This is a genomic window from Pseudomonas sp. TE12234 (assembly GCF_054061835.1).
In genome coordinates, this window is record NZ_JBSSEP010000031.1 from 1 (window position 1) to 20339 (window position 20339).

The window sequence follows — 20339 nt, forward strand, 5'->3', positions numbered from 1 at the left end:
AAAGGCCTTTTTTCGTCTGTTGCCCGCACAAAAAACAAACGCCCCGAACAAGTCGGGGCGTTTGTTGGGCTGGCCTTCAGTGTGTTTTCACACAGTCTGGTATGGAGGCCGTTTTTTTTGCGATGTCTGTGATGACACTATCGCTTATGTGCGCATCCCGCGACCGCTGACCAGCAATCGCGCGCAACCGATATACAGCACGACAGTCGCCACCAACATGAAGGTAATCGCAATGCTGATGCGGATATCCGACACACCAAGGATGCCGTAACGGAAGGCGTTGACCATGTGCAGCACCGGGTTGGCCAGGGACACGGTCTGCCAGAACGGCGGCAGCAACGAAATCGAGTAGAACACCCCGCCCAGGTACGTCAGTGGCGTCAGCACGAAGGTCGGAATGATCGAAATGTCATCGAAGTTGCGCGCAAACACGGCGTTGATGAAGCCCAACAGCGAGAAGATAGTCGCCGTCAGCACCACCACCAGGAGGGTCACCCCCAGGTGATGCACCTGCAAATGGGTGAAGAACAGCGACAGCAGCGTCACGATGATGCCAACCATCAGCCCGCGCAGTACACCGCCCAGGGTAAAGCCAATCAGAATGGTGTGGGGCGAGACCGGCGACACCATCAGTTCTTCAATGGAACGCTGAAACTTGCTGCCGAAAAAGCTCGACACCACGTTACCGTAGGAGTTGGTGATCACCGACATCATGATCAGCCCCGGCACGATGTACTCCATATAGGTGAAACCACCCATGTCGCCGATTTGCCGGCCGATCAGATTGCCGAAGATCACGAAGTACAGAACCATTGTGATGGCCGGCGGCAGCAGGGTCTGCGGCCAGATCCGGGTAAAGCGCCGGACCTCACGGTAAACGATGGTATTCAGGGCAACGAGGTTGGGCTGCAGCTCGGAACTCATACCGCCACCTTCGACAGATTTTTCTCCACCAGGGACACGAACAACTCCTCGAGGCGATTGGTTTTGTTACGCAGGCTCAGTACTTCGATGTTCTGCTGTGCCAGCTGAGTGAACAGCGCAGTGATGCCCATGCTCTTGTCCACCTGGACTTCCAGGGTATGGGCATCGATCAACCGTGACGGATAGCCGACCAGCTGCGGCGTTGCGCTCAAACTGTTTTTCAGATCCAGCAAGAAAGTTTCGACATGCAATTGGCTGAGCAACTGCTTCATGCTGGTGTTTTCGACGATGGTGCCGTGGTCGATGATGCCGATGTTACGGCACAACTGCTCAGCCTCTTCCAGGTAGTGCGTGGTGAGGATGATGGTGATGCCTTTTTTGTTCAGCTCGGTGAGAAAGGTCCACATCGAGCGACGCAGTTCGATGTCCACGCCGGCGGTCGGTTCGTCGAGGATCAACAGGCGTGGCTCGTGGACCAGCGCCCGGGCAATCATCAATCGACGCTTCATGCCACCGGACAGCGAACGCGACGGCACATCGCGCTTGTCCCACAGCCCGAGCTGGGTCAAATACTGCTCGGCGCGCTCCTTGGCGATTTTCGCTGGAATGCCGTAGTAACCGGCCTGGGTCACGACAATGTCGAAGGTCTTTTCAAACTGGTTGAAGTTGAACTCCTGGGGTACGACGCCGATGGAGCGCTTGAGCCCCGCCGGGTCCTTGTCCAGGTCGTGACCAAAGATATTCACCGTGCCGCTGGTCTTGTTCACCAGGGTCGAGAGAATGCCGATGGTCGTGGATTTGCCGGCGCCGTTGGGGCCGAGCAGGGCGAAAAAGTCACCTTCGGCGACATCCAGATCGATACCACTCAAGGCCTGGAAACCGTTGCCGTAGGTTTTGGTTAGCTGCCGGATGGACAGAGCGGAACTCATATCGGATTCATGCACCAAGAAGGAAGGAAAGGAATAAATGGGGGCGGGCGGCGGACAACTCAACCACGACGCACCGGCACAATGGTGCTTGTCGCCGCCACACAAGTACAGTCAAGTGTGTCGATAGTGAGTATTAAGTCAACGCGGTCATCACCGCCTTTTGATAAGCCGGACGCTGTTTCAGCCTTGCGTACCAGGCCTCCAGGTGAGGCATGGGCGCACGCTCGATCGGCATTTCGAACCAGGCATAAATGAAACTGCCCAGGGGAATGTCGCCCATGCCGATCTCGTCGCCGGACAGGTAAGGCCGGGTTGCCAATGCCTGATCGGCCATCATCAGCAGCGCTTCGCATTCCTTGATTGCCGCCTTGATGGCGGGCCAGTCCTGCTGATCCGCGGGGGTGCGCAAGACGCCCCAGAACACGGTACGGAACGGTCCGGCAAAACTGGAAGTGGTCCAGTCCATCCACTTGTCGGCTGTTGCGCGAGCTTGCAGATCCGCCGGATACCAGGCGCTGCCTTCGGCGTGACGGGCCATCAGATAACGGACGATGGCATTGGATTCCCACAACACGAAGCCATCATCTTCAATCACCGGGACCCGGCCGTTAGGGTTCATCGCGCGGTACTGCGGCGTGTCGACGACACCAAAAGCACCACCGGCGTCGATGGCTTCATAGGCCAGGCCCAGCTCTTCGGCGGCCCACAATGGCTTTCTGACATTCGATGAATTTTTCCGACCCCAGATCTTCAGCATGACCGCCTCTCAATGGATGAATGCGCAGGCAGCATACGCCGGATCAGGCGCGACTCAAATCGCTCTGCATGTCCCCCAACAGCCCTGGCAGTTGCTTGCCGAACAAGTGCGGATAACACTTTTCAAGGTGCGCGAAGAAAAACGTTTCCGGCACGTCGCTGAACTGGCCATGATCAATCAGATACTCCATCAGCTTCTCGCCATCACGGTTGAATGGATGGAAAACACTGTCGTTGATCCCGTCGAATTCCAGCGGCGCGACATTGAACAACTCACACAGACCCTGGTTGAAGGCCGGGGTGGCTTTGACCCAGCGGCCGTTCAGGTAAAGCTCGGTGTAGCCATGCATGGCAAACACGTCGCTCTTGAGCAATTCGAGCAGACGCGGCGTCGATAAATGATTGCGTACATCCGCCAGACCAATCCGCGCGGGAATTGCGCAATGCCGCGCGCACCCGGCCAACAGCGTGGCCTTGGGCACGCAGTAACTCTCACCGGTCGCCAGTGCATGACTGCCGCGCAAGGTCTGTGGATCACGACTGAACGTGTAAGGGTTATAGCGCACGGCTTCACGGACGGCGTAATAGAGGTTGATCGCCTGCTCGAGCGGGTCGCGACGGCTGCCGCGATGTTGTTCGGCGAACTCCATCACCGAGGGATGGTCACTATCGATGAAGCGGCCGGGACTCAGGTACTCGTGCATGAGGGCAATCTCCTAGGGAAGCTCCGAGTCTAGCGAGAGGTTCAGCACAGAGATAACGACGTTTCGGCCAAAGATGGGCGTTATGTCGCTCGCTCAACGAACGATTTTTCAAGGTCTGTCGTTCATCAGGCCTACAAAATCAGCCACTGTTTCCCACGTTTTCAATCACATCGCTCTGACCACCCTGTTTTGCGGATGCCGTCTAAGCTCTGAGGGTTGGCTCGCCCTGGTTTCACGGAGGATTAAATATGCTGCTGTTGTGGATACTGGTTCTGATTGTCGGAATAGCTTATTTGGCCCACCGCCGGATTTCGCCGCTGCCTGCACTGGGTATCGTGGCTGTCTACCTGCTGGCAATGGGCGTATTCAGCCACGCACCAGGCTGGCTGCTACTGATTTTCTGGGGGCTGGTTGCTGTCGTAGCGGCTCCGCTACTGCTACCCGACCTGCGCCGCAAATACTTCAGTGCGCCGTTGTTCAACTGGTTCCAGAAAACCCTGCCGCCGATGTCGCAAACCGAGCGCGAAGCCATCGAGGCCGGCACGGTATGGTGGGATGGCGAGTTGTTCAGCGGCCGTCCGGACTGGAACAAACTGCTGGCCTATCCCAAAGCGCAGTTGAGTGAGGAGGAACAGGCCTTCATCGATGGTCCGACCGAAGCACTCTGCGCCATGGTCAGCGACTGGCAGCTCGGTCAAACCATGGACCTGCCGGCCGAGGCCTGGGCATTCATCAAGGAAAACGGCTTCTTCGCCCTGATCATTCCCAAGGAATTTGGCGGCAAGGGGTTTTCGGCCTATGCCCACTCCCAGGTCGCGATGAAACTGGCGTCCCACAGCGGCGACCTTGCCTCCACCGTGATGGTCCCCAACTCCCTCGGCCCGGCCGAACTGCTGCTGCATTACGGCACCGACGAACAACGCAACCATTACCTGCCACGCCTGGCGCGCGGCGAAGAAATCCCCTGCTTCGCCCTGACCGGGCCGTTGGCCGGCTCCGATGCGGGCGGAATGCCAGACACCGGGGTGATCTGCAAAGGTCAATGGGAAGGCAAGGAAACCCTCGGCCTGCGCCTGAACTGGGAAAAGCGCTACATCACACTGGGCCCGGTGGCCACCCTGCTCGGCCTGGCGTTCAAGGCCTACGACCCGGATCACTTGTTGGGCGAGCAGGAAGACCTGGGCATCAGCCTGGCACTGATACCGACTGACACCGCGGGAGTGGAAATCGGCCGCCGTCATCTGCCGCTCGGTGCGGCGTTCATGAATGGCCCCAACTCCGGCAAGGATGTGTTCGTGCCGCTGGAATACCTCATCGGCGGTCAGGAAATGCTCGGCAAGGGCTGGATGATGCTGATGAACTGCCTGTCAGTCGGGCGCTCGATCTCCCTGCCAGCGGTCGGCACCGGCATGGCCAAGTTCACCAGCCTTGTGACCGGCCAGTACGCCCGGATTCGCGAGCAGTTCAACGTTCCGATTGCCGCCTTCGAAGGCATTCAGGAAGCCATGGGACGCATCGCCGGCAACGCCTGGATGATGGACGCGGCGCGCATGCTGACCACCAATGCGGTGGATCTTGGCGAGAAGCCGTCGGTCCTGTCGGCGATTCTCAAGTACCACCTCACCGAACGCGGCCGCGAGTGCATCACCCACGCCATGGATGTTCACGGCGGCAAGGCGATCATCATGGGGCCGAAGAACTATCTCGGACGAATCTGGAATGGCGCGCCGATCTGCATCACCGTGGAAGGGGCGAACATTCTCTCGCGTAACCTGATGATCTTTGGCCAGGGGGCGATTCGCTGCCATCCGTTCGTCCTCAAGGAAATGGCCCTCGCCAGCCGCGAAGACAAGGATCAGGCGCTGAGCGAGTTTGACGGCCTGCTGCTCAAGCATATCGGTTTTGCCGTGAGCAATGCGGCCAGCACCCTGGTGCTGAACCTCGGTTTCGGCCACCTGGAACACCTGCCGGGCGACAGGCTCAGCCAGGGTTATTTCCGCGCGCTCAACCGTCAGGCCGCCGCGTTCGCCCTGCTCGCCGATCTGAGCATGATGCTGCTGGGCGGTGAATTGAAACGCCGCGAACGCCTCTCGGCACGGTTGGGCGATGTATTGAGCAATCTGTACCTGGCCAGCGCCGCGCTCAAGCGTTACAGCGACCTCGACTCACCGGAACACATGACGCCGCTGTTTACCTGGGCCATGGAAGAAAGCCTGGGCCAGGCCGAGCGGGCCATGGACGAATTGTTGAGCAACTTCCCGAACAGGGTGCTGGGCTGCCTGTTGCGGGTGATCGTGTTCCCGTTCGGCCGCCGCCACAAAGGGCCTTCGGACAAGTTAGGCGCGGAAGTGGCGGCAGTGATCGGCCGTGCCAAAGGCGATCCGACTCTGGAAGAGTTGCTCTTGGGCTGCTATCGCCCGCAATCGGCCGATGACCCGGTCGGTGCACTGCAGCACGCCAGCGATCTGTTGAACACGGCGCAACCTCTGCAAAAGAAACTGCATGTGGCGCTCAAAAGCGGTCAGGTCAAACCGATCGCCGGGGAACACATCATTGATACGGCACTTGAGGCTGGCGTATTGCAACCCGTGGAGGCACATGCTCTGCGTGAAGCCGAAGCGGCGCGACGCAAGGTGATCGATGTCGATGACTTCGACAAGGACGAGCTGGCGCTGGCCGCAGGGAAGGTCCGCTGATCCAGCAGTCCCTCTCTTCCAAGTGAAAAAAGGGCGCAGGAGCTTTATACTCCCGCGCCCGTTTTGCTCTTGAGGACTTATCTCGTGTCCAACATCGTTGCCGATCATCTCGTTCTGCTCGACCACCTGCGCAGCATCCTGGTCGCCGTAGGTGAGGCCGACCAGGTTCCCGAAGAAAGCCATGCCTTGTTCCTGGAGCGCTTTGACGAATTGCGTGCATTGCTGCCGGTCGATCCGATCGAAAGTCAATACCTGGGCCAGGACATTCTGTGCCAGGTGATTACCCGCTACCCACAAATCGCCCACCTGGTCCCGCGCGACCTGCTGTGGTACTTCGCCGGCGATTGCCTGCATTACATGCCCGACGATGAAATCGACCTTTACCAGGCCCTGGAAGAGCGTCGTTTCGAAGCCGAACAGAACGACGAACCTTTCGACTGGAACCAGGAAAAACAGCTGCTGGCGTTGTCGAATGAGGACAGCAAGCACTGATCCGCGTTCAGCAATACAAAGGCCCGCATGTTCAACCATGCGGACCTTTTTAATGCCCTAAAACAAACCGTCACTCTCGGGCAACTCATACTCCGATACCGCCGTAGCCAGTTTGCCCGGCTTCCCTGGTTTGCCCAAGGTCGGCTCTTTCTCCATGCACTCCACGAGGTAATCGATCAACACCCGCAGCTTGGGAGGCAGGTAGCGGGTGGGCGAATGCAGCAACCAGGCACCGCCGTGGTAGGACGCCAGAAAAACCCAGTCCGGCAGCACCTGCACCATCAATCCCTTCTCCAAGGCACGGCGCGCCGTAAAGTACGGCAGGCTGCCTATGCCGATGTGCTGCAATACCGCGCCAAAACGCACACCCGTGTGGTTGGCGGCGTATCGCCCGCGCACGCCCACAGTCACGGATTTGTTGCCTTTCTTGAATTTCCAGCGCGCATCACTCGGCGTTTCACCCAGGTAGATGCAGCTGTGGTTGAGCAAATCATGGGGATGAGTCGGGGTTCCGTGTTCAGCCAGATACTGCGGCGTCGCGCAAAGCAAATGATCAATCGTCAGTAACTGCCGCCCCACCAGGCCCGCAGGGGGTCGGTCGGTGATGCGAATCGCCAGGTCGACGTGATCGTCGATCAGATCAACCTGCCGATCCTCAAGCAACAGCTCCACATCCACTTTGGGATAGCGACGCAAAAACTCCGGCATATGCGGGTGAATCACGATCCGCCCCACCGCTTTCGGCACACTGAGACGCACCACACCCTCGGGTTCATCCGTGAACTGACCACTGATTTCCATGACTGACCGAGCGGCATTGACCATCTCCTGGCACCGTTTGAAGACCTCCTCGCCACCATCGCTCAACCGCAGCTTGCGTGTGGTGCGTTGTAGCAGGCGAGTGGCCAATGCCTTCTCCAGCCGCGAAATGCTGCGGCTCACCGCCGAAGGTGAAGAGCCCAGTTGCCGGGCCGCCTCGGAGAAGCTGCCGGTCTCGACGACCTTGACGAAAATCGCCATTTCCCCGAGCAACGGCAGTGGAAGATTTATGCTCACAACGCAACAGTCCTTTGATGTTTGAACGGATTATCACGTAATTCCAGGCTCCATATAATGAAAAATGGAAACATTCATACGAGCATGGAATATGACGCTTCGCCTCTTTTTCCATAGTGATGACCTCAAGGCCAATGTGGAAGTCCTGGATTGCACGCCCCACGAGAACGAATTCGCCGTGGTGCTGCGCGCAACGTTGTTTCACCCTCAGGGTGGAGGGCAACCCTGCGACACCGGATGGATCGGCGAAAGCCAGGTATCGCGAGTGGTTCAGGATCCCGACAGGATCATTCACTTTGTCGATCAGCCGATCAAACCCGGCATGACTCAGATCCGGGTGGACGAGCAACGTCGCCGGTTTAACACGCGCATGCATACCGCCGGCCACCTGATCGGCCACTTTGTTCAAGCCATGGGCTGGATGCCGACCAAGGCCCATCATTGGCCAGGCGAAGGACGTGTGCAGTTCAAACCCACGGAATCGGCAAAAGACGTTGATGCCCCCGCAGTTCAGCACGGCATCGAACAATGGATCGCCCGCGACCTGCCGCGCCTGACATCGCTACGCGAGGGCGCCCGGGAAATTGGTTTCGGTGAATTGCCCGCCTATGGCTGCGGCGGCACCCACGTACGCAGCCTGAAGGATCTGGGCGCAGTCACAATCGCTTCCCTTTCGCAGAAGAAAGGGATCCTGTCGGTTCACTACCACGTGGACTAAGGATTCGGACGATGACGCCAATGTCATCGCCTGACGCCGGGGGAGCCTGCATTCGCGGGCTTCGTTGACTCTCTGATAGATGGACCTAAGACATGATGCTTGAAGTCGAGCGTCTCGATGAGGCGTGCATAAAAAAACTGGCCAATGAAGAAGTCCTTGCCGTCCGTTTCAAAGGCTGGCTGCCCCGGTCGCTGGCGATCCAGATTGGCGACAAGATCCTCGCGCCAGGTTTTGAAGGCTATATCAACGCGCCGAGCATCGGCCGCATCGGCATGGCGTTCTATGAAGCGGAAAACCAGCCAGTACTGATAGAGGACTACTTCGACCGCGCCACCCGTAACATCGCCGAATTACGCAACCGCTGTGCCCCCTACTCCTGCCCGGTCGACACGCTGCGCTGCATGCTCGACGAATCCTGGCCAGCCGGCGCACACCTGGAAAGCCTTTACGGCCGCAAGATGTACGTTGGCCTGTCACGAGTGGTGAAGCCAGACGTGTGCTTCCTGGCTCATCACGACATTTTCGCCAAGGACGCCCCCGACAGTTTCCAGGCCAGAAGCCTGGAAGCGCAGTTCGCCTGCAATGTTTACCTGAACATGCCCAGTGAGGGTGGCGCGCTGCAGATATGGGACCAAGACATTTCCCCGGAACAGTTCGACGAAATGCGTGGCGACAGTTACGGCATCGACCCGGCCCTGCTGGGCACTCCAAGCCTGGAGATAAGCCCTGAACCAGGGGACTTCATCATGTTCAATTCGCGGCGCATGCATGCAGTGACGCCAGGTGTGGCAGATCCACGCTTGAGTCTTTCATTCTTTGTCGGCTATCGCGGCAACGCTTCCCCCCTGACCTTCTGGAGTTGAGATGCTTTCAAATTACCTGGGCGAATTTCTGGCTTTGGCCACGATTCACTTTCTGGCGGTGGTCGCTCCCGGGCCAGACTTCGCCGTGACGATTCGCCAGAGTGTGCGTTTCGGCCGAGTGATCGGAATTTGCACGGCACTGGGGATCGGTGCGGGGATTTCCGTACACGTGCTGTACACCTTGTTGGGCGTCGGCGCACTGATGCACACCACGCCCTGGCTGTTGACGGTAGCCAAGGTCGTGGGCGGCGCCTACATTCTGTACCTCGGTGTCAGCCTGCTGCGCAGCAAACCGAAAACCGTGCCGGAAGGCGGCCACGGCGCAGACGAACCGGTCGTCGAGCAAACGCTGCTGAAAGCCTTTACCACGGGCTTTCTGACCAACGCCACCAACCCCAAGGCCACACTGTTTTTCCTGGCGATCTTCACCACCCTCATCAGCGCCACGACCCCACTGAAAATTCAGGCGCTGTACGGTATCTGGATGTGTTTCGTAAACGCATTGTGGTTCGTCATCGTTGCGCTGTTCTTTTCCAGCGCACGGGTGCGAGTATTGTTCATGCGCATGGGGCACTGGTTCGAACGCACCATGGGGCTGATCCTGATTCTGTTTGCTGGCCGGTTGATTCTGTCGATGTAAGATCCCGACCCTGCAAAAGGCCCGCGCAGTGAGACTGGCGGGCCTTTTTCTGTTTCGCAGATAAATCACGCGCAAACAAAAACGCCGCTCAATGAGCGGCGTTTTCGTTAAATATGGAGCGGGAAACGAGACTCGAACTCGCGACCCCGACCTTGGCAAGGTCGTGCTCTACCAACTGAGCTATTCCCGCAAATGGCGTCCCCTAGGGGACTCGAACCCCTGTTACCGCCGTGAAAGGGCGGTGTCCTAGGCCACTAGACGAAGGGGACACGCTGCCCGGAACACATGGTGTGTGTTTCGGTGCCCAGATCCGCATCCGAAGACTTGGTTCTGGTTTCACTCAGCCCTGCCCGAAAGCAACGCTGTTTAAAATTGGAGCGGGAAACGAGACTCGAACTCGCGACCCCGACCTTGGCAAGGTCGTGCTCTACCAACTGAGCTATTCCCGCAAATGGCGTCCCCTAGGGGACTCGAACCCCTGTTACCGCCGTGAAAGGGCGGTGTCCTAGGCCACTAGACGAAGGGGACACACTACAACATTCACTCCCTGCTTCGTTTCGCTGTGTGCTTTACGCTGCAAGTGGCGCGCATTCTATGGATGGATTGGAAGGTCGTCAACCCCCTGATATAAATTTATTTAAATCAATGACTTCGCCCTGCTTTTCGGCCCCAATCCGGATTTTCCGCCGCCCGGCGTTTGGCGCCTATATTCTGACACTCGCCAAGACGATATAGTCCACGACATGAATGATGGCAATCTGCTCAGGAGGTGCCAGTATTCATATAAGCAAGGACCGACCGATACAGGTTGAGCCACGCCGATTCAACTCGTCGAGCGGCGCTAGGCGCTTAAATGCCTGGCCACTAAACTCGGACGCGAACCCAATAAAGAGGTCTTACCGGTGACACCACTCATGATCACCCTGCTCGTCGTAGCCGGGATCGCACTCTTGATCGCCATTGGCTACATCAACCATGTGGTGGAAAACAACAAGGTGGAAAGGGCCCGCACCAAGGTTGAACTCAACGATCGCCTGCGCCGTTGCGGCGAGATCACCGAGACCTTCCCTGGCCAGTTGATGACACCGGCGCTCAAGCTGCTGTTGACTCGCCTGGAACTGAACGTCTGCCAGCGCCTGCTGAACCTGGAAAAAACCAGTTCCAACCTCAAGGCGCGGATTGCCGAGCTGGAGGTACTGACGGCCCTGGGCGAAGGGATGCCGGTCAACAACCCGCCGGCACCGATCCAGACCGAAGCCAAGGCCAAGGACGTACGCTTCCTGCTCGAAGCCCTGCACGGCCAGATCACCCGCGCAGCGCAGGACGGCTTTCTTCAGCCCACCGAAGCCAAGCGCTGGATCCGTGAAGTGCGCCATATTCTGGTCTTGCTGCACATCGAGTTCTTCAACAACCTCGGTCAGCACTCCCTGCAACAAAACCAGCCTGGTCAGGCGCGCCTTGCGTTCGAACGTGGCGTGCAATACCTGCGCAAACAGCAGGAACCACAGCTCTACGCCGAACAACTGGAATATCTGGAAAAGCTCCTGGCCCGCGCCAACGACCAGGTCATGGACCGCATTGCGCCGGTAGAAGGCGAAGTGAACCAATTGACCGAAGGCCTCAAAGACGTCGAGGCCGATGCGGACTGGAAGAAAAAAGTGATTTACGACTGATCAGCGACCAAACGCAAAAAAGCCACCGTGACAGGTGGCTTTTTTTTGGTTCACGTCCCGGTGAACATGCATGCCCTGTAGCAGCTGGCTTGCGGCGATGGCATCGAGTGCGCCGTGTTTATCCTGTTCATACGCGTTATCGTTTACGACCATCGCTGCGGTGCAGCGACCCGACAACCCAGCTACAGGGAATCGCTTACAACCGCCAAACAGCGCAGGGCGCAACCGCGCGCGCATCGGCCGGTTGCCAGGCCACCTTCAGAGCCTGAAATGCCCCACCATCCCCTTCAACTCAACCCCCAACTGCGCCAGCTCGATACTGGACGCGGCATTCCCCTGCATCGCCAACGAAGACTGATCCGCACTGGCACGAATGCTCGTAACACTGCGGTTGATCTCCTCGGCCACTGAACTCTGCTCCTCGGCAGCCGCAGCGATCTGCTGGTTCATCTGCTGAATCAAGGACACCGCCGACGCTATGCTGCCGAGCGCACTCTCGGTCTGCAGCGCATCGCTCACCGCCAGTTTCACCAGCTCGCCACTGCTCTGAATCTGCTGTACCGACGTCTGGGCCGCCGTGCGCAAGGCACTGACCAGTCGTTCGATCTCCTCCGTCGATTGCTGGGTGCGCTTGGCCAGCGCGCGCACTTCATCTGCCACCACCGCAAAGCCCCTGCCCTGTTCCCCGGCCCGCGCCGCCTCGATGGCGGCGTTGAGCGCCAGCAGGTTGGTCTGCTCGGCCACGCTCTTGATGACGCCAAGCACAGTGCCGATGTTCTGGATTTCCGCACTCAGGCTTTCGATGCTCGAACTGGCCGAAGTGGCCGAATCCGCCAATTGCTCGATCCGCGCCATGCTCTGGCGCACCACCTGTTGCCCACTTTCGACCTTGCCATCCGCCGTTTGCGCGGCTTGGGCAGCCTCCTCGGCGTTGCGCGCGACGTCGTGCACGGTAGCGGTCATCTGATTCATGGCCGTGGCGACCTGCTCGGTTTCGTCCTTCTGGCTGCTGACTTCGAGGTTGGTCTGCTCGGTCACGGCAGACAACGATTGCGCTGACGTTGCCAGTTGCTCGATACCGGCCTGCAAACCGCTGACGATATGGCTCAGCCCTGCCCCCATCTGCTGCATGGCCTGCATCAATTGACCGATCTCGTCGCGACGAGTCACCTCGACCGTGCCGCTCAGATCCCCCGAGGCGATCTGCTGCGCCACGCGAATCACACTGCGCAACGGCGCCACGATCAAGCTGGTAATGACCCAGGCCGCAACCAATCCCACCAGCAATGCCAATGCCGAGGAACCGATGATCAGCAATGAATTCTTTTTCAGTTCGGTCTGCATCGACTGATCTTCGGCTACATAGGCCTGGTCCACCCGCGCCACCACTTGATCGGCCCGTTGATGCAACTGCTGATACACCGTCTTTTCCTGCTCCAGCAGGCCGGTGTACTCGGCGAGCTTGTCACTGAAACTGGAGATATGACCGGTCACTTCGTTGAGCACGGTCTGGTAGCCCTCATCCTTGACCGTGGTTTTAAGTTGCTCGGCCTGGGTCAGTGCCTGGCTGGCCTGTTCGATCTTGCCCTGCCCCGCGCTGTCGTCACCCTTGCGGCTCTGATCCAGACGTACACGGGCTTCGTTCATGGCTTGCAGCATCAAGCGCGACACCTGGCTGACCTGATTGGCTTGCTCGATGAACTGCGCACCGTCCTTGCCCTCGGAGCTCTTCAAGGTATAGGTGCCGTCATCGGCGAGACCGGACTGCAGCACGTCGAGGTTGTTGGCCACGCTGGACACCGACCAACTGGCCATTTCCAGCGCCAGGTCCTTGGCCTGACTGAGCGAGACGAACTCGTCAAACGCCTTGCGATAAGCCCCCAGGGACTGCTCGACGTCCGTCATGATCGGCACATTGGCCGCCGACTGCGCCTTGAGCTGGGTCGCCAGGGCGACCAGGCCGTCAAGCCCTTCATGCAGGGCGTCGGCGGTTTTCGGGTTACCGTGCAAGGCGTATTCCTGCTCCAGCAGCCGCACCTTCAGCAAACCGCTGTTGAGCGACGACATCTGCTTGAGCCCGTCGAAACGATGACTGATGGTTTGCAGGGACCAGACACCGATACCCGCAACCAGGGCGGTCAATAACAGCACCAGCACAAACCCGATACCCAGTTTTTTTGCCATACCGAGGTTGGCAAAACGTCCTTGCACGGCCGAAATCATTGCACTTAGTCCCCTGCCATAATCAATAGACGCAGATTCGCAACGGGTCTGTAGCAACACAAGTCTCTGGCGTCGGAATAATGGCAAAAAGCTACGCCCACGTCGTTTTCAGAACGCTTGAGGTCGATCCGGAGCGGTGGCCTGAAAAAACGCCCGGGCTCTCGGATCACAGGCATAGGCCACATTGATCCGCTGCCAGTCGTTGGCCACACCGCCGGGGCTGAAGGCCGTCGTTGAAGAGAGCAAGACACCGAAGCGTTGCGCCTGGGTCCGCACGCCAGCGTAGTCGGTCATCCGGGATCGCGCCCAGATGAACAAGCCGCCGAGGGGTTTGCCGAACACTTCCCAATCGGCGTCTTCGAGCAACTGCAATGCTGCCATTCTGTCGCTGTTCAAGCGTTGGCGCTGACGTTGCACCAGTTTGCGGTAGGCGCCATTGGCCAACAAACAGGCCAGCACCGACTCGCAAAACCGCGATGCGCCCATGCTGCTGATCATCTTGACCTGCGCCAGTCGCGCAATCTGCTCGGCACCGGCCACCACAAAGCCGACCCGCAAAGAGCTGCTGAGGGTCTTGGAGTAACTGCTGACGTAGATCACGCTGTCATCCAGCGCAGCAAGCCGCGTACCGGGACTGCCGTGCAGATCCGCATAGACGTCGTCTTCGATGACCAGAACGCCATGGGTTTTCGCCAGCTGCAGCACTCGCTGAGCCACAGTCAGCGACAGACTGCTACCCGTCGGATTTTGATAGAAGCTATTGATGAACAATCCACGCGGCTGGTGTTTCAGCAGTAGCGCTTGCAGTGCGATGACGTCTGGCCCGCACGGGGTTCGCGGCACTTCAAGCATCCTGATCCCGTGCAACCTGAGCAAATCGAACAGCAAGGGATAACCGGGGCTTTCCACCACCACACAATCGCCCGGCTTGAAAAGGGTTCGCACGATCAGGTCCAGCCCCTGGCTGGCCCCTGCGGTGGTGAGGACGCGGCTATCGTCCGCTTTGATATCGAGCTGTTGCAGGCGTTTGAGGATTTGTAGACGCAAGGCGGGCAAGCCCAGTGGCGTACTGTAATTGAACAGTCCCGCCATGTCGGTACGACTGACCTCACGAATCGCGTAGCTCAGGTCGTCTGTCTCGCGCCAGCTTTCAGGCAGTCCGCCACATCCCAGTTTCAACTCGCACAAACGCGGGCCTTGCTTGATCTGCGCCCCTTCAAACCACGAAGTGTCCGGCTGCGTCTGAGTCATTGGCTGCGCAGCGGCCACAAAAAAACCGCTGCCATGGCGCGACACCAGCACCCCTTGCGCCACCAGACGTTCACAGGCCTCGATGACAGTGGCCTGACTGAGCAAATTGATCCGCGCGATTTGTCGGACCGAGGGCAACCGCGCTCCCGGAGATACCTCATTGCAACGCAGCCAGCAGTTCAGTGCGTCGACGATTTGCTGCACCACAGGCACCAATGCCTGTCGATCGATTCTCAACTCCATGAGCAAGCCAACTCCTGTAGGTTTCGCGGGAAACAGTTAATCACAGGAGTGTTCGATGGAATGTGCGACAACGCCGCCAAAACCCTCGGCTCTAACCATTTGAAACACATTGCACGCCGTTGACTGAGCCTGAGACAAATGAAAAACCTGTGGGAGTGGACGTGCTGGCGATCGTGGTGTGTCCAGGTAACAAAAATGTCGACTGACACGCCCTCATCACCAGCACGCTCGCTACCACAGGTTCGGTGTTGTCTGTTGACAGGTATCCTGCTTCAGAACGCCGTGACACCTCCGTCCACCGCCAACGAATGCCCGGTAGTGAACGCTGCGCCATCGCTGCACAGATACAACACGGCACTGGCGATTTCCTCGACCTTGCCGATGCGACCGACCGGGTGCATGGCATTGGCAAACTCGCCTTTCTTTGGATCGGCCTCATACGCGCGACGGAACATGTCGGTGTCGATCACCGCCGGGCATACCGCGTTGACCCGAATCTTTTTCTTGGCGTACTCGATGGCCGCCGATTTAGTCAGGCCGATCACCGCGTGCTTCGATGCCGCGTAGATGCTCATCTTCGGCGCCGCCCCGAGGCCGGCCACCGACGCCGTGTTGACGATGGCGCCGCCCCCCTGGGCCAGCAGCAACGGCAACTGGTATTTCATGCATAACCAGACGCCTTTGACATTGACGCCCATGATCGCGTCGAACTCGTCGACCGTGCCTTCGGCCAGCTTGCCCTTCTCGATCTCGATACCGGCATTGTTGAAGGCATAGTCGAGACGGCCGTAGGTATTGACCACCTCGTCCATCAGGTTTTTCACATCGCTTTCCACGGTGACGTTGCAGCGCACGAATGTCGCGTCGCCGCCCGCCGTTCGAATCAGCGCCACCGTACCCTCGCCCCCCGCCGTGTCCATATCGGCGACCACCACCTTCAAGCCTTCCGCGGCGAATGCCTGGGCGGTCGCGCGGCCGATACCATTGGCCGCGCCTGTGACGACGGCGACCTTGCCGGAAAAGGTCATGCTCATAGTTGTGTCCTCTTAGAGATGCGGGAGATGGTGTCTGCCCAGTCTAGCCATGGCGGTCCCGGGCACGGCAGCACTATCAAGAGGCCGGTTGCCAGCCCATGAGTTGCAGTGATGGAACGATCGTACTAACTATCACTACATTGGATCGACCTGCATTCGCCGCATCAGCCCAACTTGCGGCAATGGTCATGAGGGGCTATCAACAAGGCTTCATTCATCTTGAGTGCCTGTCATGACTACCCAGACCAATCGCCAGTTCCTGCTTGCCAAACGCCCCGTGGGCCCGGCAACCCGCGAGACGTTCACCTATCAAGAAGTACCGGTCGGCGAACCGGCTGCGGGTCAGATCCTGGTCAAAAACGAATACCTGTCCCTCGACCCGGCCATGCGTGGCTGGATGAATGAAGGCAAGTCCTACATCCCGCCGGTGGGTCTGGGTGAAGTCATGCGCGCCCTGGGTGTTGGCAAGGTCGTTGCCTCGAACAATCCCGGATTCGCGGTCGGGGACTACGTCAACGGTGCGCTGGGTGTGCAGGATTATTTCCTCGGCGAGCCACGCGGTTTCTACAAGGTCGATCCGAAACTGGCGCCACTGCCGCGCTACTTGTCCGCCCTGGGCATGACCGGCATGACCGCTTACTTCGCCCTGCTCGACGTCGGTGCGCCCAAGGCCGGTGACACCGTGGTGCTTTCAGGCGCGGCCGGCGCGGTGGGCAGCATTGCCGGGCAAATCGCCAAGATCAAAGGGTGCCGGGTGGTCGGCATCGCTGGCGGCGCGGACAAATGCCGGTTCCTGATCGATGAACTGGGATTCGACGGTGCGATCGACTACAAGAACGAAGACGTCATCGCCGGGCTTAAACGCGAATGTCCGAAAGGCGTCGACGTGTATTTCGATAACGTCGGCGGCGATATTCTCGATGCGGTGCTGAGCCGCTTGAACCTCAAGGCGCGCGTGGTGATCTGTGGCGCCATCAGCCAGTACAACAACAAGGAAGCGGTCAAAGGCCCGGCGAACTACCTGTCGCTGCTGGTCAACCGCGCCCGCATGGAAGGCTTTGTGGTGATGGACTACGCCGCGCAATTCGCGGCCGCCGGGCAGGAAATGGCCGGCTGGATGGCCAAGGGGCAGCTCAAGAGCAAGGAAGACATCGTGGAAGGCCTGGAAACCTTCCCGGAGACGCTGATGAAGTTGTTCAGCGGGGAGAATTTCGGGAAGTTGGTGCTGAAGGTTTAACCCAGCCCTGGAAATGATCTCAAAACACCCGCGGGAGCGAGCTGGCTCGCTCCCGCGGGTTTGCAATCTTCAGGCGAGTTCGGCCACCACATCAGCCAACGCCTTGGCCGGATCAGCCGCCTGGCTGATCGGACGGCCGATTACCAGGTAGTCGGAACCGGCATCCAGGGCCTGACGCGGGGTCAGGATGCGGCGCTGATCGTCCTGGGCGCTGCCCGCCGGACGAATACCCGGTGTCACCAACTTCAGCGACGGATGCGCCGACTTCAGGGCCTGGGCTTCCAGCGCCGAGCACACCAGACCGTCCATCCCGGCTTTTTCCGCCAGTGCGGCCAGGCGCAGCACCTGTTCCTGCGGCTCGATATCCAGGCCGATACCCGCCAGATCCTCACGCTCCATGCTGGTCAGCACGGTCACGCCGATCAACAGCGGCTTTGGCCCGGTGCGTTTGTCCAGCACTTCACGGCAGGCCGCCATCATGCGCAGACCGCCGGAGCAATGCACGTTGACCATCCACACGCCCATCTCCGCAGCGGCCTTGACGGCCATGGCGGTGGTGTTGGGAATATCGTGGAACTTGAGGTCCAGGAACACCTCGAAACCCTTGTCGCGCAGGGTACCGACGATTTCCGACGCGCAGCTGGTGAACAGCTCTTTACCGACTTTGACCCGGCACAGTTTCGGGTCCAACTGATCGGCCAGCTTCAGTGCGGCGTCACGGGTAGGGAAATCCAGGGCGACGATGATAGGAGTCTGGCAGGCGGACATGAGTGGGCTCTCAGGCAAGTCGAAATCGGCGCGCATTGTAGCGGAACCAGCGCCACTGCGGGACCCGATGATCGGTAAATCGTCGAGAACGCTCCGGCAAGCCTAGCCGCCGGGCCAATTGTGTCGAGCCCGGTACATACACGACACGTCCACAACACCCTTGCCCGCTACCCTCGCCAGCCGCAACACGTCCTTACAGCACTTCCCGCCTCCGGGCCGGACGCCTATGCTGAAGCCACAACCTCGCCGCCTAACTTTGTGGTTGGCAGCCTACCTGGCAGATGAACGCACGCATGCACAGCACCCAAGCCCCCTTGAACGACGATCAAAAAGCGCCCGGCGACGACAAACGCTGGAGCATTCGCGCCCTGATCGTCGACGATGACGTCCCGATCCGCGAACTGATGATCGACTACCTGGCCCGCTTCAACATCCACGCCAGCGGCGTCACCGATGGCGCCGCCATGCGCCTGGCGATGCAGGCGGAGCATTTTGATGTGGTGGTGCTCGATCTGATGCTGCCCGGCGAAGACGGTCTGTCGCTGTGTCGCTGGCTACGCGCCGAGTCGGACATCCCGATCCTGATGCTGACCGCCCGCTGCGAACCCACCGACCGGATCATCGGCCTGGAACTGGGTGCCGACGACTACATGGCCAAACCGTTCGAACCCCGGGAGCTGGTGGCGCGCATCCAGACCATCCTGCGCCGGGTGCGCGACGACCGCACCGAACAACGGGCCAATATCCGCTTCGACAACTGGCGCTTGAACAGCGTGCTGCGCCAATTGATCGCCGCCGATGGCCTGGTGGTGCCGCTGTCCAACGCCGAGTTCCGTCTGTTGTGGGTGTTCATCGAACGCCCGCGCCGGGTCCTGAGCCGTGAACAACTGCTGGATGCCGCTCGCGGCCGTTCGATCGAAGCCTTCGATCGCAGCATCGATCTGCTGGTGTCGCGACTGCGGCAAAAACTCGGCGATGACCCTAAAGCGCCGCAGCTGATCAAGACCGTGCGCGGCGAGGGTTATCTGTTCGACGCCAGAGACATCGGCTGATGCGCGGGCGCTTCGATACGCTGTTTGGCCGCCTGTTCGGCGTGCTGTTGGTGGCGATCATCCTGGCGCACCTGCTGGCGTTTGCCTGGTTTCATTACTACAGTCCCCCGCCGCCCCCGCCGCCACCTCCGGCCTTTTCCGAAGATATCGGCGGACAACGTCCGGCACCGGACCCGCGCTTCGAGAAACGGCCACCTCGGCCGTGGTTCGGCGGGCCGTTGGTGCCGCTGACCTTTCAGTTGATCTCGCTGATCATTGCCGCCTGGTATGGCGCCAAATTGTTGAGCCGCCCCATCCAGCGCCTGAGTGATGCGGCCGAACGCTTGAGCGAGAACCTCGACAGCCCGCCACTGGAAGAGTCCGGCCCCCTGGAAGCGCGCCAGGCGGCGCAGACTTTCAACAAGATGCAACGGCGCATCATCGAGCAAGTGAAGCAGCGTTCACGCATGCTCGGCGCCGTCTCCCACGACCTGCGCACCCCGCTGTCACGCCTCAAGCTGCGACTGGAACAGATCGACGACGACAAGCTGCAAGGCCAGATGCGTCAGGACCTGGACGACATGATCAGCATGCTCGACGCCACCCTCACCTACCTGCACGAACAACGCACCAGCGAAGCACCGCAATGGATGGACGTGCAGGCGCTGATTGAATCCCTGAGCGAAAACGCCCAGGACCAGGGCGCCGACGTCCAGGCCAGCGGTCACTGCGCGCCGCTGCTGGTGCAGCCGATGGCCTTGCGTTCGTGCCTCAACAACCTGATGGACAACGCCCTGCGCTACGCCGGGCAAGCGTTGATCAGCCTCGAAGACCACCGCGAACAGCTGATCATCCGGGTCATCGACCATGGGCCGGGAATCGCGGCGGAGCAACGCGAAGCGGTGTTCGAACCCTTCTTTCGCCTGGAAGGTTCACGCAATCGCAATTCCGGCGGCGTGGGCCTGGGCATGACCATCGCCCGCGAGGCCGCAGAACGGCTGGGCGGGCAGCTAAGCCTGGAAGAGACCCCAGGCGGCGGCCTGACGGCAGTCATTCGCCTGCCGCGCCCCTGAAAATCACACCATCGCCCCTGTGGTGCGA

Annotated in this window: 18 protein-coding genes, 4 tRNA genes and 1 pseudogene; 9 read left to right on the forward strand and 14 right to left on the reverse strand. The window is 59.6% G+C overall.

Going from position 1 to position 20339, the window contains the following annotated elements; all coding sequences use genetic code 11:
- Positions 1–144: 144 nt before the first annotated feature.
- From ACVWYU_RS29340 to ACVWYU_RS29355, 4 genes are all read right to left on the reverse strand, one after another.
- A complete protein-coding gene (locus ACVWYU_RS29340; protein ID WP_090317664.1) occupies positions 145–924 on the reverse strand; it encodes an ABC transporter permease in 780 nt (259 codons plus the stop codon).
- The gene (locus ACVWYU_RS29345; RefSeq protein ID WP_457374354.1) at positions 921–1853 is read right to left on the reverse strand and encodes an ABC transporter ATP-binding protein; all 933 of its coding nucleotides are present in this window, start codon (positions 1851–1853) and stop codon (positions 921–923) included. The genes ACVWYU_RS29340 and ACVWYU_RS29345 overlap by 4 nt, the downstream gene beginning before the upstream one ends.
- Before the next feature lie 133 nt (positions 1854–1986).
- The gene (locus ACVWYU_RS29350) at positions 1987–2610 is read right to left on the reverse strand and encodes a glutathione S-transferase family protein (RefSeq protein WP_247255335.1); all 624 of its coding nucleotides are present in this window, start codon (positions 2608–2610) and stop codon (positions 1987–1989) included.
- Positions 2611–2653: 43 nt separating this feature from the next.
- Positions 2654–3313, reverse strand: a complete 660-nt coding sequence (locus tag ACVWYU_RS29355) for a transglutaminase-like domain-containing protein (protein WP_457374355.1) — start codon at positions 3311–3313, stop codon at positions 2654–2656.
- Between the two features lie 248 nt (positions 3314–3561).
- On the opposite strand from ACVWYU_RS29355, the gene ACVWYU_RS29360 reads away from it, so the two are divergent.
- Both ACVWYU_RS29360 and ACVWYU_RS29365 read left to right on the forward strand, forming a co-directional pair.
- Positions 3562–6009: an acyl-CoA dehydrogenase gene (locus ACVWYU_RS29360; protein WP_457374356.1), complete on the forward strand. Its 2448-nt coding sequence runs from the start codon at positions 3562–3564 to the stop codon at positions 6007–6009.
- An 84-nt stretch (positions 6010–6093) separates the two neighbouring features.
- Positions 6094–6501, forward strand: coding sequence for a PA2817 family protein (locus ACVWYU_RS29365; RefSeq protein ID WP_047526931.1), 408 nt, complete (start codon positions 6094–6096; stop codon positions 6499–6501).
- A 57-nt stretch (positions 6502–6558) separates the two neighbouring features.
- On the opposite strand, the gene ACVWYU_RS29370 is transcribed toward ACVWYU_RS29365, so the two are convergent.
- Entirely contained in the window at positions 6559–7557 is a 999-nt protein-coding gene (locus tag ACVWYU_RS29370; protein WP_090317650.1) for a LysR family transcriptional regulator, read from the reverse strand.
- A 91-nt stretch (positions 7558–7648) separates the two neighbouring features.
- On the opposite strand from ACVWYU_RS29370, the gene ACVWYU_RS29375 reads away from it, so the two are divergent.
- The 3 genes from ACVWYU_RS29375 to ACVWYU_RS29385 all read left to right on the forward strand — a co-directional run bounded on the left by ACVWYU_RS29375 (position 7649) and on the right by ACVWYU_RS29385 (position 9778).
- Positions 7649–8275, forward strand: a complete 627-nt coding sequence (locus ACVWYU_RS29375) for an alanyl-tRNA editing protein (RefSeq protein ID WP_247255331.1) — start codon at positions 7649–7651, stop codon at positions 8273–8275.
- A gap of 92 nt (positions 8276–8367) precedes the next feature.
- Positions 8368–9138 (forward strand): 2OG-Fe(II) oxygenase, encoded by a 771-nt coding sequence (locus tag ACVWYU_RS29380; RefSeq protein ID WP_457374357.1) that lies wholly within the window; start codon positions 8368–8370, stop codon positions 9136–9138.
- A 1-nt stretch (position 9139) separates the two neighbouring features.
- Entirely contained in the window at positions 9140–9778 is a 639-nt protein-coding gene (locus ACVWYU_RS29385; RefSeq protein ID WP_247255329.1) for a LysE family translocator, read from the forward strand.
- Positions 9779–9892: 114 nt separating this feature from the next.
- Here ACVWYU_RS29385 and ACVWYU_RS29390 read toward each other — a convergent pair.
- The 4 genes from ACVWYU_RS29390 to ACVWYU_RS29405 form a co-directional block, all read right to left on the reverse strand.
- Positions 9893–9968, reverse strand: a tRNA-Gly gene (locus ACVWYU_RS29390).
- 3 nt (positions 9969–9971) lie between these two features.
- Positions 9972–10047: transfer RNA gene (locus ACVWYU_RS29395), tRNA-Glu, on the reverse strand.
- Between the two features lie 104 nt (positions 10048–10151).
- Positions 10152–10227: transfer RNA gene (locus ACVWYU_RS29400), tRNA-Gly, on the reverse strand.
- 3 nt (positions 10228–10230) lie between these two features.
- Positions 10231–10306, reverse strand: a tRNA-Glu gene (locus ACVWYU_RS29405).
- A gap of 386 nt (positions 10307–10692) precedes the next feature.
- Here ACVWYU_RS29405 and ACVWYU_RS29410 point away from each other — a divergent pair.
- Entirely contained in the window at positions 10693–11451 is a 759-nt protein-coding gene (locus ACVWYU_RS29410) for a hypothetical protein (protein ID WP_245706671.1), read from the forward strand.
- 258 nt (positions 11452–11709) lie between these two features.
- Here ACVWYU_RS29410 and ACVWYU_RS29415 read toward each other — a convergent pair whose 3' ends face one another.
- The 4 genes and pseudogenes from ACVWYU_RS29415 to ACVWYU_RS29430 form a co-directional block, all read right to left on the reverse strand.
- Complete coding sequence (locus ACVWYU_RS29415) at positions 11710–12423, reverse strand: methyl-accepting chemotaxis protein (RefSeq protein ID WP_457374368.1); 714 nt, start codon at positions 12421–12423, stop codon at positions 11710–11712.
- Positions 12424–12456: 33 nt separating this feature from the next.
- A pseudogene (locus tag ACVWYU_RS29420) lies at positions 12457–13674 on the reverse strand (HAMP domain-containing protein); the annotation flags it as partial.
- Between the two features lie 108 nt (positions 13675–13782).
- Positions 13783–15168 carry an aminotransferase-like domain-containing protein gene (locus tag ACVWYU_RS29425; RefSeq protein ID WP_390959397.1) on the reverse strand — a complete coding sequence of 462 codons (1386 nt, stop codon included), beginning with the start codon at positions 15166–15168 and terminating at the stop codon, positions 13783–13785.
- A 272-nt stretch (positions 15169–15440) separates the two neighbouring features.
- Positions 15441–16202, reverse strand: a complete 762-nt coding sequence (locus ACVWYU_RS29430) for an SDR family oxidoreductase (protein WP_247255325.1) — start codon at positions 16200–16202, stop codon at positions 15441–15443.
- Between the two features lie 232 nt (positions 16203–16434).
- On the opposite strand from ACVWYU_RS29430, the gene ACVWYU_RS29435 reads away from it, so the two are divergent.
- Entirely contained in the window at positions 16435–17439 is a 1005-nt protein-coding gene (locus tag ACVWYU_RS29435) for an NADP-dependent oxidoreductase (RefSeq protein ID WP_247255324.1), read from the forward strand.
- Positions 17440–17508: 69 nt separating this feature from the next.
- Here ACVWYU_RS29435 and pyrF read toward each other — a convergent pair whose 3' ends face one another.
- Positions 17509–18207, reverse strand: a complete 699-nt coding sequence (gene pyrF, locus ACVWYU_RS29440) for an orotidine-5'-phosphate decarboxylase (protein ID WP_457374358.1) — start codon at positions 18205–18207, stop codon at positions 17509–17511.
- A 293-nt stretch (positions 18208–18500) separates the two neighbouring features.
- Here pyrF and ACVWYU_RS29445 point away from each other — a divergent pair, with 293 nt between their 5' ends.
- Positions 18501–19259, forward strand: a complete 759-nt coding sequence (locus ACVWYU_RS29445) for a response regulator (RefSeq protein ID WP_047526906.1) — start codon at positions 18501–18503, stop codon at positions 19257–19259.
- Complete coding sequence (locus ACVWYU_RS29450; RefSeq protein WP_457374359.1) at positions 19259–20311, forward strand: sensor histidine kinase; 1053 nt, start codon at positions 19259–19261, stop codon at positions 20309–20311. The genes ACVWYU_RS29445 and ACVWYU_RS29450 overlap by 1 nt, the downstream gene beginning before the upstream one ends.
- The last annotated feature ends 28 nt before the right edge of the window (positions 20312–20339 follow it).

Coding starts and splice junctions, on each gene's coding strand:
- ACVWYU_RS29350 (WP_247255335.1), bottom strand. CDS start 2,610: ATGCTGAAGATCTGGGGTCGGAAAAATTCATCGAATGTCAGAAAGCCA.
- ACVWYU_RS29360 (WP_457374356.1), top strand. CDS start 3,562: ATGCTGCTGTTGTGGATACTGGTTCTGATTGTCGGAATAGCTTATTTG.
- ACVWYU_RS29355 (WP_457374355.1), bottom strand. CDS start 3,313: ATGCACGAGTACCTGAGTCCCGGCCGCTTCATCGATAGTGACCATCCC.
- ACVWYU_RS29430 (WP_247255325.1), bottom strand. CDS start 16,202: ATGAGCATGACCTTTTCCGGCAAGGTCGCCGTCGTCACAGGCGCGGCC.
- ACVWYU_RS29380 (WP_457374357.1), top strand. CDS start 8,368: ATGATGCTTGAAGTCGAGCGTCTCGATGAGGCGTGCATAAAAAAACTG.
- ACVWYU_RS29415 (WP_457374368.1), bottom strand. CDS start 12,423: ATGAATCAGATGACCGCTACCGTGCACGACGTCGCGCGCAACGCCGAG.
- ACVWYU_RS29425 (WP_390959397.1), bottom strand. CDS start 15,168: ATGGAGTTGAGAATCGATCGACAGGCATTGGTGCCTGTGGTGCAGCAA.
- ACVWYU_RS29340 (WP_090317664.1), bottom strand. CDS start 924: ATGAGTTCCGAGCTGCAGCCCAACCTCGTTGCCCTGAATACCATCGTT.
- ACVWYU_RS29345 (WP_457374354.1), bottom strand. CDS start 1,853: ATGAGTTCCGCTCTGTCCATCCGGCAGCTAACCAAAACCTACGGCAAC.
- ACVWYU_RS29375 (WP_247255331.1), top strand. CDS start 7,649: ATGACGCTTCGCCTCTTTTTCCATAGTGATGACCTCAAGGCCAATGTG.
- ACVWYU_RS29450 (WP_457374359.1), top strand. CDS start 19,259: ATGCGCGGGCGCTTCGATACGCTGTTTGGCCGCCTGTTCGGCGTGCTG.
- ACVWYU_RS29385 (WP_247255329.1), top strand. CDS start 9,140: ATGCTTTCAAATTACCTGGGCGAATTTCTGGCTTTGGCCACGATTCAC.
- ACVWYU_RS29435 (WP_247255324.1), top strand. CDS start 16,435: ATGACTACCCAGACCAATCGCCAGTTCCTGCTTGCCAAACGCCCCGTG.
- pyrF (WP_457374358.1), bottom strand. CDS start 18,207: ATGTCCGCCTGCCAGACTCCTATCATCGTCGCCCTGGATTTCCCTACC.
- ACVWYU_RS29445 (WP_047526906.1), top strand. CDS start 18,501: ATGCACAGCACCCAAGCCCCCTTGAACGACGATCAAAAAGCGCCCGGC.
- ACVWYU_RS29410 (WP_245706671.1), top strand. CDS start 10,693: ATGATCACCCTGCTCGTCGTAGCCGGGATCGCACTCTTGATCGCCATT.